Raw genomic sequence first — 18084 nt, forward strand, 5'->3', positions numbered from 1 at the left:
TTACACCTCTGTTTGATAACTTGATCTGTTTGGCTGCCTTTTACCATTTTATATCCGGTATGGTCTTTAAACAGTCCTCCATCAGAGCCGTCAGTTTTCCCACGGAGTTCTCCATATACTGAATGTCCTCCCGATAGCACTGTTCCTGGTTCTCTGCAACCTTAAGAAGCGCTCTGCGCTCTCTTTCCAGATCTGCAGTCTGACCGCCGGCCTTTTGGTGTTTTTCCTTCAGGCTGGCCACCAGTTCAAAAAGATTCTCATGGTGAACAATACGGCCTGCTCCCCACTTTAAACGGTCGGCGGGCTGATTTAAGACATACTCGGTAAAATAGCTGAATACCTCCTTATCGAAAAGGAAGGCGTAGCGGTTGTTGTCAATCTCATAGACGGCATTTAATCCGCCTTCCGCATCTCCCTGGCGCAGACACTCCAGCGCCTTGTAAATAGCCTGCAGATTGCTTCCTACTGCCTCCTGCGGAAAAAGCACCTCATCATGCCAGTTAAGCCGCACAAAATAATCCTGCTCCTTGCGGAATAAACCAAGCAGACGGCGGTTCAGTTCCCGGCAGGCAGCCTCCAGTTCCCGGCATCCCCCGCCTGCTGCAGACAGACCTTCTTCATCTGCACTGACACAGCCTGACATACCGGCGCAGGTTCCATTTCTCTGCTCCAGAAGCTCCTCATATCTCTGGTTGATCGTTTGTACCGCTTTATAAAGCGTTTTTGCCAGTTCCCCTGCTTTTTCCAGTCCCTGGAGCAGCCCCTCTTCCTGTGCTCCGGTTTTTCTGCACATCTTTCGGTCTACGCTGTCAGCCACAGCCCCAAAGAGCCGGCCAAAATCCAGAGGCACAGCCGCCGACCGGTCAATGGCAAGCACAAGTTTCCCATAAAATTCGTGGTGAAAGCGGAATACCTCTTCCTGATAAAATTCTTCATTGTCAAACTGTGAATGGTAATGGGTCTCCATAAACTCTCCTGCGCTGAACTCATTTACCATAGAAGGGATTCCTGCAATGGCCATGGAAAAATCGTCGGACCAGGTCTGGATGGGATACAGCACCTCTATTCCCTCCGGATAGGCGGCAGGAATATTCCTGATCCGTTTTACAAAGTCTTCCATAAATGACGCATACTCATAGGTACACCGCACTCCATCCCTTTTCCCGTGAGCATGAGCTGGAAGTTCAAAGTTCAGATCCGCAAATACTTTTCCCTGCCACTCCGGCCGCGCCGTAAAAACCTGCTCATAAGCTCCGGCCGACCAGTCGTATTTTGAATCCACTACCCCCCATTCCTCAGCCGCCAGTGCACAGAACACCAGCGTCTTATTGGGTTGATACCCTGTCTTTAGAATAGCCCTGGCTATGCCGAGCATCATGGCTACGGCGGCATTATCATCCTGAAAGCCGCTGAAATAGGAATCATAGTGAGCCGACAGCAGAATCAGTGAGTCCTTCTCCCGTCCAGGAATGGTTCCCACAATGTTATAGGATTCCTGATCCTTAAGCACGGTAGACGAGGCATCAAACAATACCCTGGTTTCGCCGTATTCCCCCTGGTTTTCTCCCGCCCTCCTTGCCATATCTGCCTTCAGGACCGCCGCATCTGCCTGGGAAATGGAAAAAGCCGCCGCCTCCATGGGGCCTGCAATATCCTGCGCGTTCAGCGCCGTCTCATGAATTTCTCCGTAGCCATTATCCTGAACCGCGATCAAAGCCGCCGCTCCCTTTAAATGCGCCTGATACACTGGAAAATTGATCCACCATTCCTCTCTCTGGTTGATATCAATGAGCACCAGCTTTCCCTTTACATCCACATTCTCATACTGGCACGCCGTACCGCGGCCCAGATACACCATGGAGAACTCCTTAAATCCCTCTGTATGAAAATCTGTCTGATAGGCCCCCAGCTGAAATTCATGTTCCTTTCCCTGATGATCCCTAAAGCGCAGCACTGCATGATGAAAATCCCAGCTGTCTACCCTGATTTTATCCTTATGAACCTCTTTAAGACCCAGCTGCTTCATTTCCCTGTATAATAACTCTCCGGTTTCAAACTCTGCCTGTGAGCCGGCCGTCCGGTATCCAAGCACCGGATTGGTTCTGGGCTCCTCCATCCGTTTTGCCAGCCCATAGGAATAATCTGTATCGACTGCCTCAGTCAGCGCCTGCTCCCATTTTTTCCACTGTTCCATTTTCTCTTACCTCACATGATATTTTGTATGCATGAAAATTCCTTTTCAAGGAAAAAGGCGCGGCCGGAGTATCCTCCTGCTGCACCTGATCCGTTCATCCCCGATATCTCCCCGCCCATGGAAGTTATAAGACTTCAGAAGCTTCCATGGATATTCTGCTCCTTACTGAGCGATCCTGGCTCCGTCTTCTCCTACCAGATAATTATCCGGCGTCATGCAGCTGGTCAGCATATCGCCGTTTTCTGAGCAGTAATAATCCTTTTCATTCCAGTGGATCCACCCTGTTTTCATATATCCTTCCGCGTCAAAGAAATACCATTTATTTCCTATTTCCATCCATCCGTCTGCCGGATAGCTGCCATTTCCCTGGTCGAACCACCATCTTCCATCTGCAGTCTGTTTCCATTCACCGGCTGCCCCGGATCCGCCCTCCACACCAGCCGCATCCAGATTGTCCCTAAACGCCGCAGCCTGATCTCCATTTATGTAAATGGTATTGGAGGAAGCCCACTCGCCCTTGATGGTGGTGTCGAACTTATTGACCGCCCGAACCTTCACCATATAGGACTCGTTGGGCTTTACCATACGCTCTCTGCAGTTGACGCTGTTCGTATCGGTGGTGAGAGCCGCTCCCACAATCTTATCTCCCCGGTACACGCGCACCTCATAACTTCCTGCTGTGCTGACTGCCGGCCAGGAAGCGATCCCCTCCTGTGAAAGGGTCACGCCTTCCATGTCTTTTAATGAGTTCTGCATGGATGGAAGGGTTACATCCAAAAGCAGCGTAGCCCCGGAATCCTGCCGGGTTGCTTTCTTAAACTCGGCTCCGCCCTTTAACGCGATCTTATCCTTTCCAAGCATAGTAAAATAATAATCGTCATTGGCCGTCAGGGTGATTCGGATCTCTGGCACCGTATCCTCCGTCCAGCCAAAGCCCTCATTCATCACCTCGTAGCCGTCTACATTGTAGCGATTGCTGCTGCTCTCAATTTCAATGGATTCTTCACCGTAATCTGTATCCGGCTGAATATCCGCCTTAATGGACAGTGAAATGGATGTGATCTTTTTGCGGCTTGCCGCATATGCAGGCATAACCATACTGGCCGCCAAAAGCCCTGCCGCCAGGCAAAGCGCCAGCTTTTTTCCAAAATGCGCCATAAGCAGTCTCCTTCTCATTTTAAATGTCTTTTATATCCTAAGGATATAAATTTTCATCATAAGTGTCAATGAATTTTTCCTTACGATTCCCCGCTTTCTTCCGCTGTGCCGGCTTTTACAGGGCCGGACCGGACGCCGGATATGCCTTAAACCAGAGCCATTCCACAAAAAAAGCTCCGCCAGCTGTACTCTGACGAAGCTTTTTTCTATTTCGCGTAATCGGTCACCCTGGACTCACGGATCACATTTACTTTGATCTGTCCCGGATACTCAAGCTCGCTTTCTATTCTCTTGGATATTTCCCTTGCCAGCAATACCATATCGTCATCGCTGATCTGCTCAGGAACCACCATAATGCGAACCTCACGGCCTGCCTGAATAGCAAAAGATTTGTCTACTCCCTTAAAGGAGTCTGTGATATCTTCCAACTGCTTCAATCTGTTTGTATATGTCTCCAGCGTCTCACGTCTTGCGCCCGGTCTTGCCGCAGATATGGTATCTGCCGCCTGAACGATGCAGGAAATAAGGCTGGTAGGCTCAACATCGCCATGATGGGACTCTACTGCATTGAGCACAGTTGCAGATTCCTTGTACTTTCTGCACAGGTCTGCCCCCAGCTGTACATGAGTGCCCTCCATATCATGGTCAACGGATTTACCAATGTCATGTAACAAACCAGCACGTTTTGCCAAACGTACATCCACCCCAAGTTCCGATGCTAAAAGCCCCGATAACTGCGCTACTTCGATGGAATGTTTTAAAGCATTCTGTCCGTAGCTTGTCCTGAACTTCATCCTTCCAAGTAACTTAACCAGTTCCGGATGAATACCGTGGATACCAACTTCAAGACAGGCGGCCTCGCCCTCTTCCCTCATATTGTTTTCCACTTCTCTCCGTGCTTTTTCTACCATTTCCTCGATCCTGGCCGGATGAATACGTCCGTCCACGATCAAACGCTCCAATGCGATCCTTGCTACTTCCCTGCGGATGGGATCAAACCCGGATAAAACAACCGCCTCAGGAGTATCATCGATGATCAGTTCCACACCTGTCAGTGTTTCAAGGGTACGGATATTGCGACCCTCACGGCCGATAATGCGGCCTTTCATCTCATCATTGGGAAGCTGTACCACAGAAACTGTAGTCTCAGCCACATGGTCTGCCGCGCAGCGCTGAATGGCCGTCACTACCAGATCTCTGGCCTTCTTGTCAGCTTCTTCTCTTGCCTTGTTTTCAAGTTCCTTGATCAGCTTAGCTGTGTCATGTTTTACGTCTTCTTCAACAGATTTTAAAAGATATTCTTTTGCCTGTTCGGAGGTTAGACCGGATATCCGCTCCAGTTCCTGTATTCCCTGCTCATACTGGGCTTCTACTTCAGCGCTTCTCTTGCTGAGTATATTCTCCCTTCTGACCAGATCTGCCTCCTTCTTTTCCAGGGCGTCTGCTTTTTTCTCAACGTTTTCCTCTTTGCTTAATACGCGTTTTTCGTAACGTTGAAGTTCTGCTCTTCTTTCCTTGGTTTCCTTTTCCAACTCATTTTTTGTCTTTAAAGATTCTTCCTTGGCTTCCAGGAGAGCTTCTCGCTTCTTTGTCTCTGCGGTCTTTAAGGCTTCATCAATGATTTCACGGGATTTTTCTTCCGCGCTTCCCACCTTTAATTCGTACTGCTTGCGCTCATAGGAACGGCCGGCAGGATGAGCGATCATCCAAGTAACAATAGCCGCGATCACCGCACCGATAATCAAAGGGACTATTATCTGTAACACAGGAGCACCTCCTTATTTAGTTTTCATTGTACGAAATACAACATACTAATTTTATACTTTTTTCATAAAGGTGTCAAGTGGATTCCCGGTTAGTTTCTACAATTCGTATCAGCCTTTTCTTTCAGACCGCCTATCCTGTCATAAATCTTATAGACAGTTATTTAAACAAAACCACAGGAAGCCTGTTTAACAGACCATATTTACTCCTCCCAATCATTTTCCTGAGCCATCTCCATTGCCTTGCGGATCACATCATAGGAAAAACCGCGCCGGCCCAGATAGGCGGCAGTACGCTGGCGCTCCCTGGGATCTTTCAGGGAGCTGGAACGCAGACGCTTTCTCAGAAGATTAGCGGCAGCAGCCAGATCATCCTGGGGATTTTCCTCCAGAATACGGGCAATCTCTTCCCGGTCTACCCCTTTTTGCTGCAGCTCATAGACCATCTGACGGCGGCTTTTTCTGGCTTTGTTGGCATGGATAAAATTCTCCGTATAGGCCGCATCATCTACAAAGCGGTACTCTCCCAGAAAATCCATCACCCGCCGGATCACCTCTGGAGGATATCCGTCTTTTGTAAGCTTTCTCTCCATCTGGGCCTTCGTTCTTCCCTGAGCCTGGAGAAGATAGAGCGCGCGTTCCCTGGCTCTGGGCATCAGCACTTCTTCTACAATCTGACGGTAAACGGCCTTCGGCAGTTCCTTCCCATCCTCAATATGAAACTTCTCCTGTTCTCCCCTGTATAAAACAAAGGCAAAGCCCTCCTCTTCCAGAAGGACTTTGCACTTTCTTTTGTCAACAGAGGTCACTTCTGTGACCATCATACCTCATTATCCTCGACAGGTTCTGCAACCGGTCCTTCTTTTTCCTCTCCTGCGATCGGAGCGGTGCCTTTGGTCTTTGCCTCGGCCTCAGCCGCCTTCTTGGCCTCCGCTTCAGCTGCCTCCGCTCCCGGAAGCTGGTATTTTACACGTACCAGGGCCTCAATCTCTGCACAGATAGCCGGATGCTCTGCCAGATACTGCTTCGCATTCTCACGCCCCTGACCGATCTTGGAACTGCCGTACGCAAACCATGCGCCGCTTTTCTCCACGATATTTTCCTTTACCGCCAGATCCAGAATATCCCCTGTCTTGGAAATGCCCTTACCGAACATAATGTCAAACTCAGCCTCCTTAAAAGGCGGAGCGATCTTGTTCTTTACTACCTTTACACGGACTCTGTTGCCTACTACGTCTCCCCCCTGCTTCAACGTCTCAATTCGGCGCACATCCATGCGGACTGAAGCGTAAAACTTTAACGCGCGGCCTCCGGTAGTCACCTCCGGGCTTCCAAACATAACGCCAACCTTCTCACGGAGCTGATTGATAAAGATCACCACGCAGTTTGACTTACTGATGATCGCAGTCAGCTTACGCAGGGCCTGAGACATAAGGCGGGCCTGAAGGCCTACGTGGGAGTCGCCCATCTCACCGTCGATCTCAGCCTTGGGAACCAGAGCAGCAACTGAGTCCACGATTACAATATCCACGGCGCCGGAACGCACCATCGTCTCTGTGATCTCCAGCGCCTGTTCTCCGTTATCCGGCTGGGAAATATAAAGATTGTCGATATCAACGCCGATGCTGCGGGCGTACACAGGATCCAGTGCGTGTTCCGCATCAATAAAGCCTGCGATGCCGCCTCTTTTCTGAACCTCTGATACCATATGAAGAGCTACTGTCGTCTTACCGGATGACTCGGGGCCGTATACCTCAATGATCCTTCCCTTTGGCACGCCGCCCAGTCCCAGGGCGATATCGAGACTGATGGAGCCAGTGGGAACAGTCTCTATATTCATATTCACGCCGGATTCCCCCAGCTTCATCACAGATCCCTTGCCATACGCCTTCTCAATCTGAGTCAGCGCCGCATCCAGGGCCTTCATCTTCTCTTCCTTGTTCATATCTCTGTTGACGGTCATCTTTTCTTCTTTGCCCATATTCTCCTCCTAATGGAATCTGTCTGTCCGCCTGATACCGGTATATACCGGAGGCGATTTTTTCTCCGAACAAACGTTCTATTAAATATAATCATAGTATAGATCCGCCCAAATGTCAACTGTATTTTTCAAAATCTCGGCAAAGCCTGGGAAGCCTCTTACATAAACGCCGGCAGACAGATTCATAGAAGATCCCTGGGAGAATATGGATCATGAAGCGGTATATCTGCCGGTAACAGCCTATCAATACGGTAACTCCGGGACGAATGCCCTGTCACAGATGTTTCCATCCAAAGACCGGGCTTTCCCCGGATCTGACAAACTTGCAGGACGAATACCTGCGGGAACAGTTTCAGAATAGCACAGATCCAGACATTTAGCAAGAACCGCCGTGGAACTTATCTTCCTCTTCCACCGGACAGCAAACCATAGATCCCCGGCATAAAGCGTTTCATAAAATTCCCCAGCCCCCAGGTGACCGCCAGCACAAGAACCGGCATCGCCACAAACATAGCCAGGGCGCTGCCGGCCCCCTCAGGCAGGAGAAGGGCCCCCAGCTTGTTAAACAGACGCACCCACGGAAAATGAATGGCGTACATAAAAAAGCTGTTCTTTACCAGATCATCAGCCGCTGGAAACGGAATGAAGCGAATTGCCCACACGGCGATACAGACGCCCCAGAAACGGATCAGAACTGTATGGAACGGCAGCTGATAAAACACTGCACCCGGACGTCCGCTGAACCACAAAAATGCACCGTAAACCGCCAGCAGGACCGGCGCAAAAAACACCCCCTCCACAGACCCTTCCTGCGCATTCCATCCTGACGGCCGCCTTTCCAGAACATTTCCCCACCGTTCACGGCCAATGGCCAAAAAAGCGGCCGCAGAATAGTAAAAAAGCGCGTCCAGATTCAGATATGGCAGACTCCAGCCCTTCCACAGCCCCAAAAGCAAAAGAGCCAGAAACAGCGTCCCAATAAGAGTCCTGCGAAGCACTGCATATAAAACCGGCGCAAGAGCGATCAGAAGGATCAGCTGGAAAAGATACCAGAACACTGGATTATAACGGTAGCGCACCACTGCTGCCAGGAGCTCCTCTCCGTTAAAAGGCACCGGCTCCCTTCCGATGATCCGCTCTGCCGCCTGGATACGGGTGACGATCACATAGGCCATGTAATAAAGGAAATTCCAGACCACATAGGGGATCAGGATGCTCTTAATCCGGGAGTTCCATTTTCCCGCCAGACTTTTTATATGGAAATTTCTATAAAATAAATACGCCGAGATCATAAAAAATCCCGGTACGGCGATCTGTCCCAGCTGATCCGCTCCCATGTGCTCCAGGCGCTGCGCTGCCTCCATTCCTTCTGTACCTTTGGCAAACAGATCCACATTCGGGGAGTGAACCCACACCACCAGAAGGCTGAAGAAGAAACTGAGCCAGGACACCCGGTTTCTAAACCATGCCTCATCTGCCCCAGCCGCGGAACCCTTTTCCGGTCTTTCCTCCATTTTCTTCCACTCCTGTTCTCCGATTTTCTGAAAATACCTGAGCTGTCCAAAACCGACAAAAGGCCGCTTCCTGCCGGAAACAGCCCTTTGCATACGCTTATATTAAACCCATCAGCTTCTGTACTGCGCCAAAAGACGGTTAATACGGCTGGTAGGCGTCAGAAGCTCGCTTAAGGAAGCGTCATGGTTCAGATTATCGATGATAAGGGCAATATACTTGCTCATATCCACATTGATGTAGTAAGGACGCTGCAGCAGATCCGGAGTCTGGTATACCAGATTGGTTGTCAGGATCCGGTCAATAAATCCGTTCTCATAATATTCGTCAAATTTTGCAAGGCCATTGGTAAAAAGACCGAAGGTAGAGCAGATAAATACCTTTCTCGCCTTTCTTCTCTTTAACTCCTTTGCCACATCCTGCATACTCTCACCGGATGAAATCATATCGTCAATAATCAGCACATCCTTGCCCTCTACGCTGGAGCCGAGGAACTCGTGGGCCACGATTGGGTTTCTTCCATTTTCGATCCTGGTGTAATCACGGCGCTTATAGAACATACCCATATCCAGTCCCAGCATATTTGCAAAGTAGATCGCGCGGCCGGTACCACCCTCGTCCGGGCTTATAACCATCATATGATCGCTGTCGATTTTTAAATCAGGTTCATTTTTCAGCAGGTGCTTTAAAAACTGATAAATCGGCTGAACCGTCTCAAAGCCCTTTAAGTGGATGGCGTTCTGCACTCTGGGGTCATGGGCATCAAAAGTGATGATATTCTCCACACCCATATTTACCAGTTCCTTTAAGCCCAGGGCGCAGTCCAGGGACTCCCGGCGGGAACGCTTATGCTGACGGCTCTCATAGAGAAACGGCATGATCACATTGATCCTGCGGGCCTTTCCTGCCGCTGCAGCGATAATACGCTTTAAATCCTGAAAATGATCGTCGGGAGACATATGGTTGGTCATACCAAACAGAGAGTAGGTCAGACTGTAATTGCACACATCCACCATAATATAAAGATCGTCCCCGCGGACAGACTCTTCCACAATGCCTTTTCCCTCGCCGGAACCAAATCTTGGTGTGGCGGCATTGATAATATAAGAATCTCTCTGATAGCCTGTAAAGGCAATGGTAGACTTGTGCTCACTCTCCCGCTCCCGTCTCCAGTCCACCAGATACCTGTCCACTTTATTTCCAAGGTCGGTGCAGCTCTTTAAGGGGATCAGCCCAAGAGGGCCGACCGGAATGGTCTCAATGACTTTCTCTTCGTATAACATGATCTCTTCATCCTCCTGTTTGCGTTTCCGCTCATTATATATTTTTATACCATTATTATGCGCCTTTCGTCAAGCCAGCCGGCACATCCTCTGAAAAACCGCCGCGGCCGTCTCATTCTCTTTTTAAAAGCCGAATATCTCTTCCATACAAAGGAATGATCCTGTAGCGCATGATCCGTGATGTTACCCGATCCGTATAAGAGTCGCGCAGCCTGGCAATAGACAGGTTTGTGGAAATGATGGTGGAACGGCTCATATTCATCCGCTCATTGATGCAGTAAAAAAGCTGAGAGGAAGTAAAGCTGTTGTTTAACTCCGTTCCCAGATCATCAATAATCAGAAGATCACAGTCTAAAATATAACGGTAGGTATCCCGCATATCCTCCGGAGTATCGTAGTCAAACTTATTTCTGGAAAACACCTCAAACAAATCTCCGGCTGAAAGATAGATGACCGAATGGCCCGAATCCATCAGCGCCCTGGCGATGCAATTGGTGAGAAATGTCTTTCCCACGCCGGTGCTGCCGGTAAAGAGCAGGTTCTCCTTCTTCCGGTCAAAATCCGCCGCAAAATCCATACAGCCTCGAACCACCCGGCGCATATAGTCTGCATTAGTCAGTCCGATTTCCGGCAGGATCTCCTGATCATCATAATAGGCATATGACAGATTTCCAAAATTTTCCTGATCCAACACCTGATCCAGATTAGACTGGGCGTAGAGAAGCTTCATCTGAGCTTTTAAAAAGCAGTGGCACTTGCGTCCGTCCCTCCAGCCCGTATCCTTACAGTCAGGACAGCGGTAGTGAAGCTCCAGATAATCGTCCGGGTATCCCTTGGCACGGATCAGAAGCGCCTTCTGCTCCCGCAGGTCCGCCAGTTCTTCCTTGAGCTGGCTTAAAACTCCGATATCCCCTCCCAGAAGCCTTTTTGCTCCGGCCACAGAACGGCCGGCAATCTCCGCTTCCAGCTCCCTGATGGCCGGAATCTCCTGGTAAATCTCATTTTTTCTTGCTTCCAGCCGGTGCTGGTTTTCCATCTGCTGTCTGCCGTATTCCCTCATAATGGCGTCGTACTGTGAATTGCTCAATGCCATGTTTTTATCTCCTTCCGGTCAGCAGACGTATTTCCCATCTACGGTCCGTATGTGCCGTCTGCGCTTATGTACGGGTTCTTTCACCGCCTACCCATTCCTTTACCTGTTTTAAGACCAGGGCATCATAATCTGTGTCCCTCTGTTTAAAATTATGGAACTGATTGGGCGTGCCCTTCCTGCCTCCACCTTCCTTTGCCGCACTGTTGTAGCGTTTCAGACGCGTTTCCTTGTCGCCTCCGTTCTCCTGTATCAGCGCCTGACGTCTGGTATCCATGGCCTTAATATCCTCAAAGCTTTTTACCCCGGCCTTCTTCCATTCTGTCAGGATCCGATCCGCGTACTGAAAGCTGGGACTGTGGATAGCAGTAATGGTGCGGCTGCAGGCTTCCAGTACGATCTCTCTGGTAAAGCCGTAATCCTTAAACCACTTGTCGATCAGCGCCTGCTCCGGCAAAGCTGCCTTGCGGCTGTTTATGCCAAAGGCGCGCATCACCGCAAAGGAGTCCTTTGTATAGGCGGCGCCAAGCTCCCTGGCCTCGTCCGAGGTCTTAATCCCTCTGCCGTGCCAGCTGATAGCCACCGTCTCCAGATACCGCATGGAGGTATGGCCGTTTTGAGCACAGTATTCCACAAGGTATTCCAAAAGCTCACTGCTCATGCCCAGTCCCTCATACAGATAAGCAAACACCTGACAGTCTCTGGGGGTAAATACCTTATTCATATATTTCTGTGCAATATACAGCAGCTGGGAAAAATCCTCATCCCCGCAGAGCCGGTTTACCTGGGCGGCGGAGTATACAGGAACCTCCCCCTCTCCGGCCGTCTCTTCCCTCCGCTCTCCCGTCAGGGATGGAGACGGCGCCACAGCCGCAGCTGATTCTATGGCATTTTCTGAGGCAGCAGGCCTGGGGGGACACGCTTTCTGTTCCTGAAGACCCGCCCGTTCTGGCTGCCTTCCCTCTGCCGCGCCGGTCTCTTTAGGAGAATCGCCCGAAAGGATTCCCAGTTTTTCCCAGTAACTCACAGCCCTGCGCACATCGGATTCCGTATGATCCAGCGCATCCGCAATGGCTTCGATGGTAATCTCCTCTCCCTGGTGGCGAAGGATATACAGATATACCTTTACATATTCCCCATTGGCCCCGGCCATATACCGGTCAATAAATTCATCTGCCACAGCTGTAGCCGGAACGCTCCAGCGGTCCTTCCAGGTCATCCCCATGTTTTCCACTCCTTACTGCTGTCATTCCCCGTTTTTTGGCCTGTACGGGCCATTTCAGAGCATTCGGGGCGTATTGTGGCCAGTATATCATATCCGTTTGGAAAAGAAAATAGGTCTCTGTTTCCACCATCCATTCTGTGGATATTGTTGATATTGTGGAAAAGTTATTTTTCCATCCCGCCTCTTTTCCCCGACATCGCCATTTTTCCGCATAAAACCTCATGTTCTGAGTTCCTGCAGCACTCTGACTCCTCCCGTGGATCATCCACAATTTTTTTGCGCATATAGTGTTGAAAACTATGTGGATATTGTGGATAACTACAGTCCCAGGAGCTTTTCTCCCACTTTTACAATATCTCCGGCCCCCATAGTTATCAACAGGTCACCGTTTATACAATGTTCCAAAATAAATGTTTCGATCTCGTCAAAAGACGGAATGTAATGAACACTGACCCCCATATTTTCCAGACGGCTGGCAATATCAGCCGAGCTCACCCCTAACGTATTCGTCTCTCTGGCGGCATAGATATCTGCCAGTATCACCTCATCCGCTCCGGAAAGGGCATCGGCAAATTCGTCCAGAAATGCTTTGGTCCGGGTATAGGTGTGAGGCTGGAATACGCACCAGAGACGCTTATGAGGATAATTTTTGGCCGCAGCCAGAGTAGCCCGGATCTCCTGGGGATGGTGGGCGTAATCGTCAATGATGGTGACACCGCCGATCTCACCCTTTTTCTCAAATCTCCGGTCTGTCCCTGTAAACGTTTTAAGCCCCGCCATAACAGCATCAAATCCCATTCCCAGCTCCATGGAAACGGCAATCGCCGCCAGAGAATTGTATACATTATGCTCGCCGGCAACGCCCAGAGTAATACGGTTTACGATCTCCCCCTGCACCACCAGATCGTAAGAAGGTCTGGCAAAGGCATCATATGTGATATTCTGAGCCGTATAATCGCTGGAGGCCTCCTTTCCAAAAGTGACTACCCGGCATTTTAAGCCATTTGTAAGCTCCTCCATCCGGTCAATATCGCGGTTCACCACCAGAAGCCCTCCTGCTGGAAGCTTCTCTGCGAAGAGACGGAACGAACGGCGGATATCCTCAATATCCTTAAAGAAATCCAGATGATCCTCCTCGATATTCAAAATAACCTCTACCGTGGGGCTAAAGGATAAAAAGCTGTTGGTATACTCGCAGGCCTCTGTAACAAAAAGCTCCGGCCCGCCTACCCGGATGTTTCCTCCGATATCCCGGAGGATGCCTCCTACGGAGATCGTAGGATCTGCCTGGCCTGCCAGAAGGATGTCTGTAATCATGGAGGTAGTGGTAGTTTTTCCATGGGTGCCGGAAACCGCCACGGACTGTTTATAGTTGCGCATCATCTCCCCAAGAAGCTGCGCCCGTGTAAGCTCGGGTATGGACTTTGCCCGGACGGCCAAAAGCTCCGGATTATCATCGTGGATCGCCGCTGTGTATACTGCCACACTGATTCCCGGCTCCGCCTCGATGTTAGCGGCCCGCTGTCCGTAACAGATCCTTGCCCCCTTCTCCTCCAGGCGCTTTGTCAGCTCTGTCTCATGGGCGTCAGAACCGGACACGGTAAATCCCTCTTCCAAAAGGATCTCAGCCAGGCCGCTCATACTGATGCCTCCGATCCCGATAAAATGAATATGCTCTGGTTTATTAAAATCTATCTGATACATATATTGCTTCCTTTCCCTGTTAAACAGTACCATCCGTAAGCAATACACAGACAGATGGTATGTATGATATGATACTTTCCTTATAATTATATCAAAAAACAGGTGAAATGCTATATGAAATTTTACGGCGGTATGCTCCGGCCCTTTATTTACCATATATTACCAAATTTCTCTTAAATCCTGGTGATTGAAAGAATACACAGTCCGTAGTTGGAAAAATGCAGCACAGACACTGTTTCAGATCATATTAACCGTTTTCCCGAAACTGGTTTTCAGGGAAATCCAGAAACTGGAGGGGAATTTTTAGGGATTGCATAAATGCGGCGTCAATGCTATACTAATGTCTGCTGAACGGGAATATTAAGACCGTTCCAGTGTTCATAAGGTCATAAAAAATCTTGATATACAAGGCTTTTTATCAAAAACGACCGGTGTGTTCGAGACCTTCCACACCTAAAACAAAACTAAAGGAGAAAACACAATATGAATTCAAAGGAAACAGGATTTCTGGTACAGGGCGCTTTAATCGCCGCGCTGTATGTGGCGCTGACTATGATGTTCGCCCCCATCAGCTTCGGCCCGGTGCAGTTTCGCATCTCAGAGGCGCTGTGCATCCTTCCATTTTTTACACCGGCCGCTATTCCGGGGCTGTTTCTTGGATGCCTGATCTCCAATCTCTTAGGTACAGCAGTGATCATGGATGTGATCTGCGGCAGCCTCGCCACCCTCATCGGTGCAGTAGGTTCCTACTGGCTGCGGCAGCATAAATATCTGGTGTGCCTGCCTCCCATTCTGGCAAATACCCTGATCATTCCATGGGTACTGCGGTACGCCTATGGCTCAACGGATCTGGTTCCGTTCATGATGCTGACTGTTGGCATCGGCGAGGTACTGGCTATCGGTGTCCTTGGAAATGGACTTCTGGCCTTGCTGGAACGGTATAAGTATGTAATCTTCCGGCAGAGCAGAGTGTAGACACAGAAAAACTCCGGCAGCAAAACCGGCACAAACTTCTGTCTTAAAACGGGAAGTTTGTGCCGGTCTTATTATTTTCTGTTATGCCGGATTCACCAGAGTCTTTCTGTTCCTATCTTCTGTCCATTTTTCCCTCCAGCGTCTGATGGATGATGCTGTCCATCATATCAGCTGACAGCATACCTGATACATAGCCAAAAACATTTCCCTCTCTGTCGATCATAAACGTGGTCGGAAAGGACATGATTCCATAGGAAGTAAACAGTTTTGTCTCTGTATCCATAAGCACTGGATATGTATAACCATTTTCTTCCAAAAATGCGGTGATTTCCTCCTCTGAGCCTTCCTGCCCCATATTCGGCGCGGCTACTCCCAGGACGATTACTGCGTCATCTCCTTCCGTAGGAGAATTTTCATACAGTTTCTGGATATCCGGCATCTCCGCCTTACATGGCGGACACCAGGTAGCCCAAAAGTTCAGAAAAATGGTCTTTCCTTTATAATCCTCCAGCCTATGCGTATTGCCATACTGATCTTTTAGTTCAAAATCTACCGCCGGAAGCACAGGACGAGATTCGGCATCCGCAGCTTTTGTATCTGTGTCTGTGCTGTCAGTCTCTGTGCCTGCACCTGTTTCAGGATTACTGTCCGGCTCTGTCTCTGAGGCAGCATCGGTTTCCATGTCCGTATTTGTTCCGGCAGTTTCTGTCCCCTTGTGCCCCGCCGTTTTCTCTGCATTTACCGTATTTTCCATCGTTCCGGAGATCCTTGAAAGATAGCCGGTCACATCATTCATCTTGCCTGTAAACATCAGAACACCCATCAGCACCATAAGCACGCCGCCAAGCTTTACCGTATACTGTACTGCGCCCCGGTACTTTTTAAACAGTTCCAGAAGTCTTGTAGTAAACAGTCCTACAAACAAAAACGGAAGCACAAAGCCCAGCGTGTACACCCCGATCAGCCCAAAGCCCTGAGCCTTGGTAGCCGCCGAGGCTGCCATCAGAAGGACACTGGTTAAAGCAGGCCCTACACAGGGCGTCCATGCAAAGCTGAAGGTAAATCCCATAATCAGCGCCGTAAAGGGCGACATGGCCAGACGATCCAGCCGGAAAGGCAGCCGATGTTCTCTTCCAAGCACCGCAGATGTTCCAAATATCCCCAGCTGATACAGGCCAAACAGCATCACCAAAATCCCTCCGGCCCTGGCAAACATAGTCTGATTGCTGTGGAAAAAGCTTCCCACTGCCGATACGCCAAGACCCAGCAGAAAAAATGCAAAGCTTACTCCCACCACAAAGCACGCTGTATGAATCATCACCTTGCTCTGCTTGTAATAAATCCTTCCGTCCTCCCCCTTCACCGCTGTCCCGCCGGACAGATAGCCGATATAAAGAGGCAGCAGCGGCAGTACGCATGGCGAGAAGAAGCTCAAAAGTCCCTGTAAAAATACAGTCACTGCCGATATGCTCACATCCAATGTAAATCCCATAAAAACCTCCTGAAAATAATGTAACGATTCAGCCACGCAAGCGCTATCAAGCACAAACGTACTCCTTTTATACCGTGACAATACGTCTTTTGTCAAGCGGTTCCCCGGTTTTCCTCTTTTCATTTCTCCTTTGCAGACCAAGCTTTCTCAAAACCTTACAAAAATATGACATTTCAGAGAAAAGCGTCAGAAAAAGTTCACTTTTTTCTCACAGGCCTCATGATATACTCTTACTCAGAAATATCATTTTACCCGGAGAATGGAATTTTTCCTCAAGGTGTGGTATAATGCAGCCTCAGGAAAGGAGTTTTAAAACCATGAAGCATATTTCGGCAGCCGCCATATCCATGGCGCTTTCTATTTTCATAGCATCTTCTGCCCCTGCCTCTCCCCTTTTGGAGACGGACAGAACGGATACCGATTTTTCTCTCTTTTTCAGCGGTCCCGGCGTGGAGATCGTATCACAGGGAGACGAATATTCCGAATATCAGTGGGCCCTGCGCAACACAGGAAACCTTCAGCGAACGGAGCGGAAACTGAATATCCGTACTCTCGATCATATCAATGTACACTACGGTGAAAACGGCATCGACGGCATTGCCCTGCCCCCTCTTGGCCCCAGCAACTATGACGCTATCAGGACAAACGCCGTAGCTGGGATCGATATCAACATTGAAGAAGCCTGGCAGCTCTATCAGCAGGCAGAAAACAAGCGCCCCGTTACCGTTGCTGTCATAGATACCGGAATTGACACCTCTCACCCGGATCTGAAAGACGCCATCTGGGTTAATGAGGACGAGATTCCCGGTGATGGCATTGACAATGACGGCAACGGCTATATTGATGATGTGAACGGCTGGAATTTTATTTCCAATAATAATCAGATTTATGTTGGGGACGAGGACAGCCACGGCACCCATGGCGCAGGTACCATTGCTGCCTCAAAGGCCAACGGCGGAATTGCCGGAATCGCAGACAGTGGTTACGTAAAAATCATGGTTTTAAAAGCTCTTGGAGGCGAAGACGGCAAGGGAACACCCGAAAGCGTCATAGAGGCTGTCCGCTACGCCCAGGCAAACGGTGCGCAGATCTGCAATTTAAGCTTTGGCTCCAGCCAGTCTACCCCTGAATTTGAATCTGCCATCCGCGATTCAAATATGCTCTTTGTGGTAGCTGCCGGCAACGGCAATCAGTACGAAATCGGCTACGATATCGACAAATACCCGGTCTATCCGGCCAGCCTGCCATTTGATAATGTGATCACGGTAGGGAACCTGATGTTCAACGGCCGTCTGGATGAAAGCTCTAACTACGGCTGTGCAAGCGTAGATCTGGCCGCTCCCGGCACCTATATCTTAAGCGCCATTCCCGGCAATGCATACGCCTACATGAGCGGTACCTCCATGGCTGCCCCCATGGTTACCGGAGCCGCCGCCCTTCTCTACTCCGGCCGCCCCGATTTAAACCTTACCGATATAAAAACCGCCCTGCTTTCCACTGTTCATAAACTTGCGCCATTGAAAGAGAAAACCGTATCCGGCGGTATGCTGGATGTGTCGGCGGCCATGAAGTGGCAAAAATAATACAATTTATGTAACTGCTCAGGACGCGGGAAAACAGGTATTCAGCTCGCTTATAAGCATGATTTCGCACTTGTTTTCACATAGAAGCATCCCCGTCCTGAATTATTACCAATATTATACAAAA

At 49.6% G+C, this 18084-nt stretch carries 13 protein-coding genes; 2 read left to right on the forward strand and 11 right to left on the reverse strand.

Going from position 1 to position 18084, the window contains the following annotated elements; all coding sequences use genetic code 11:
* Positions 1-40: 40 nt before the first annotated feature.
* The 10 genes from HW447_RS11880 to murC all read right to left on the reverse strand — a co-directional run bounded on the left by HW447_RS11880 (position 41) and on the right by murC (position 13910).
* The gene (locus HW447_RS11880) at positions 41-2194 is read right to left on the reverse strand and encodes a M28 family peptidase (protein WP_176255479.1); all 2154 of its coding nucleotides are present in this window, start codon (positions 2192-2194) and stop codon (positions 41-43) included.
* A 162-nt stretch (positions 2195-2356) separates the two neighbouring features.
* The gene (locus HW447_RS11885; protein WP_176255480.1) at positions 2357-3352 is read right to left on the reverse strand and encodes a hypothetical protein; all 996 of its coding nucleotides are present in this window, start codon (positions 3350-3352) and stop codon (positions 2357-2359) included.
* A 206-nt stretch (positions 3353-3558) separates the two neighbouring features.
* The gene (gene rny, locus HW447_RS11890) at positions 3559-5118 is read right to left on the reverse strand and encodes a ribonuclease Y (protein ID WP_176255481.1); all 1560 of its coding nucleotides are present in this window, start codon (positions 5116-5118) and stop codon (positions 3559-3561) included.
* A gap of 200 nt (positions 5119-5318) precedes the next feature.
* Positions 5319-5939, reverse strand: a complete 621-nt coding sequence (locus HW447_RS11895) for a regulatory protein RecX (RefSeq protein ID WP_243176286.1) — start codon at positions 5937-5939, stop codon at positions 5319-5321.
* Positions 5936-7096 (reverse strand): recombinase RecA, encoded by a 1161-nt coding sequence (gene recA / locus HW447_RS11900; protein ID WP_176255482.1) that lies wholly within the window; start codon positions 7094-7096, stop codon positions 5936-5938. The genes HW447_RS11895 and recA overlap by 4 nt, the downstream gene beginning before the upstream one ends.
* Before the next feature lie 398 nt (positions 7097-7494).
* Positions 7495-8610, reverse strand: a complete 1116-nt coding sequence (locus HW447_RS11905) for an acyltransferase family protein (RefSeq protein ID WP_176255483.1) — start codon at positions 8608-8610, stop codon at positions 7495-7497.
* Positions 8611-8721: 111 nt separating this feature from the next.
* Complete coding sequence (locus HW447_RS11910) at positions 8722-9891, reverse strand: ribose-phosphate pyrophosphokinase (protein ID WP_176255484.1); 1170 nt, start codon at positions 9889-9891, stop codon at positions 8722-8724.
* 112 nt (positions 9892-10003) lie between these two features.
* Positions 10004-10984, reverse strand: coding sequence for an ATP-binding protein (locus HW447_RS11915; RefSeq protein ID WP_176255485.1), 981 nt, complete (start codon positions 10982-10984; stop codon positions 10004-10006).
* 64 nt (positions 10985-11048) lie between these two features.
* Positions 11049-12206: a DnaD domain protein gene (locus HW447_RS11920; protein ID WP_176255486.1), complete on the reverse strand. Its 1158-nt coding sequence runs from the start codon at positions 12204-12206 to the stop codon at positions 11049-11051.
* Positions 12207-12524: 318 nt separating this feature from the next.
* On the reverse strand, positions 12525-13910 hold the full coding sequence (murC, locus tag HW447_RS11925; RefSeq protein ID WP_176255487.1) for a UDP-N-acetylmuramate--L-alanine ligase: 1386 nt from the start codon (positions 13908-13910) through the stop codon (positions 12525-12527).
* Between the two features lie 483 nt (positions 13911-14393).
* On the opposite strand from murC, the gene HW447_RS11930 reads away from it, so the two are divergent.
* On the forward strand, positions 14394-14885 hold the full coding sequence (locus tag HW447_RS11930; RefSeq protein ID WP_176255488.1) for a QueT transporter family protein: 492 nt from the start codon (positions 14394-14396) through the stop codon (positions 14883-14885).
* Positions 14886-14997: 112 nt separating this feature from the next.
* Here the strand turns inward: HW447_RS11930 and HW447_RS11935 are convergent, their stop codons facing one another.
* Positions 14998-16377: a redoxin domain-containing protein gene (locus HW447_RS11935; RefSeq protein WP_176255489.1), complete on the reverse strand. Its 1380-nt coding sequence runs from the start codon at positions 16375-16377 to the stop codon at positions 14998-15000.
* A gap of 317 nt (positions 16378-16694) precedes the next feature.
* Here HW447_RS11935 and HW447_RS11940 point away from each other — a divergent pair, with 317 nt between their 5' ends.
* Positions 16695-17960: a S8 family peptidase gene (locus tag HW447_RS11940; protein WP_243176287.1), complete on the forward strand. Its 1266-nt coding sequence runs from the start codon at positions 16695-16697 to the stop codon at positions 17958-17960.
* Positions 17961-18084: the final 124 nt, after the last annotated feature.

The organism is Enterocloster alcoholdehydrogenati (genome assembly GCF_013282095.1).
GTDB lineage: Bacteria > Bacillota > Clostridia > Lachnospirales > Lachnospiraceae > Enterocloster > Enterocloster alcoholdehydrogenati.